The following is a 2014-nucleotide window of genomic DNA, read 5'->3' on the forward strand; positions in this document are numbered from 1 at the left end:
TCCTGAGCCAAGATCAAACTCTCCAAAAAAGTTTGTATCATATCGACACCAATCGACATGATCCGTCTTAGCTTCGCAGAAAACTGGCTTCTGCTTGTATTTCTTTGAAAAACAGAAAGTCTGTTTTTCCTTGACATACTAGTTGTTCTGTTCAGTTTTCAAAGAGCAATTTGTTTGCGTTGCTTTTTTTGAAGCAACTTTTATATCATACCATTTCCGAACCAACCTGTCAACAACTTTTTTAAAACGTTTAAATGAAGTTGTCGATTGCTGTCGAATTTGGCGACTTGATAAATATAGCATTTTTTCGACTAAGGTGTCAACAGTTTCTAGAAAAAAATAAAAAAGAATGTTTATGAACCCTACTAGATGGTGGTTAACCATGTAGTACTGAGTATAATGGAAAGAAAATATATAGCTACTTATTCGAATCAATTTCGCGAAAGAAGAATTGGAGTTATCACTTTTGACAGAAGGTAAAGTAAAAGTAGGTTTCTCTCACTATAACTAAAGGTTATATGACATAAAATTGCTTTCCGCTTTCTACAGACATTTCACCTTCAGTTGAGTGTTATTCTGTGTATACACTTGTCGGGAACAATTAAAAAGCTAACGTAAACTTTTGACAGCACTACTGGTGCCACTCTTTAAATTCTATTTGTTCGACAATATTAAATTAGTGTTTCTTCCCTATTATTTTGTAGCTCTTAAAAGTCCGGAAAAGGCTTATGCACAACAGCAACTTACGCTTTAATTGTTACTTCTTCAGTTGCGTGAGCGAGGGACAGACCCTTAAAGCCTTTTGTAATTTAGCAATAAGTTTGTAATACCTGAACTTCAATATTGTAAAAACGCAATAATGTATAATCTTTTACCTTCATGGTTAAAAGTTATGGATATACCAGACTGAGAATTTTTTAAAGTCATTAATAGCAGTAGTATCAAGTTGCTCAATTCTTCTCCATGTGGGCTTCCCGACCAGTCCCTCTGTTATTTTATAATTACTAATGATTCCCAGTTCCTTTTTCCCTTTTCATAATTGATTTTAACCAAACACTCACTACAAGGATGATTCCATAATAATATGCTACTTTTTCTTTGTTGCTTCTTTTCAACTATAATTATTACTCCGTTAAAACTAATGTATTTTAACCTAATTTCCGAGTAATATTTCTGACCTCCTTACTACCTATTTTTTTGTTAACCGTCTAAAGAGTTTTTAACATATGATTGGATAATTTATAAGTTTACTTATTTCAATAATATAAGAATCCTTAGAGTAGATTCTATATTTACTTCTTAGATTTAACCGGAAGTATTAACACCTACTTAGGTAGTTCATTGCTTTCTCCTTTTTGATTCGATATTTGTTCAGAAGCCCCACTTGTATAATTATTTGTTTCTTCCTCTCTCGTTGAGCTTATAAATCGAAATAAAAAATAACTCCTCATGTTTTTTTAGAAACGAAACGTTAGTAGCAATCCTAATTATCCGATCCAAGTACTAATATCAATCTTACATATCCTTATAAGCTGTGGCAAAGGTCTCTCTTTTATGAAACGTTCTGTTGTTTCCCAAACTTTCCCACTTATGTATTAATGGTGACCTATCTGTTCCGTACTTTTTGTTAATATAATCAGAGTAACTTTTACTTTCCTCCAGTTCTCTCCTCCTAACTTTAATCTTAGGTGGGTTAAAAGGTTTGAAACTAGTAAAAGCTCATCATAATTTAACAACGAAGTTTGCTATCTACGCACCAGGTAGAACTTCTTACTGCTGCTGGAATTTTAAAGTTCCTAATTAAGATCTCATGTTACATTAGTTTCCTTGGCCATAATTACAATCTAAAACCACAAAAAAGGATTATGCATATTAAATGCATAATCCTTTCAATTCGCCTGGCGGCGTCCTACTCTTGCAGGGGCAAAGCCCCAACTACCATCGGCGCTGGAGAACTTAACTTCTGTGTTCGGCATGAGAACAGGTGTGACCTCTCCGCTATTGCTACCAGACC

General features: G+C 34.0%; 1 rRNA gene. It reads right to left on the reverse strand.

What is annotated here, in order from left to right:
* Window positions 1-1896 precede the first annotated feature (1896 nt).
* Window positions 1897-2012, reverse strand: a 5S ribosomal RNA gene (gene rrf / locus ACTWPF_RS19010).
* Window positions 2013-2014 lie beyond the last annotated feature (2 nt).

This window comes from Oceanobacillus sp. M65 (genome assembly GCF_052246275.1).
Lineage (GTDB): Bacteria > Bacillota > Bacilli > Bacillales > Amphibacillaceae > Oceanobacillus_B > Oceanobacillus_B jordanicus.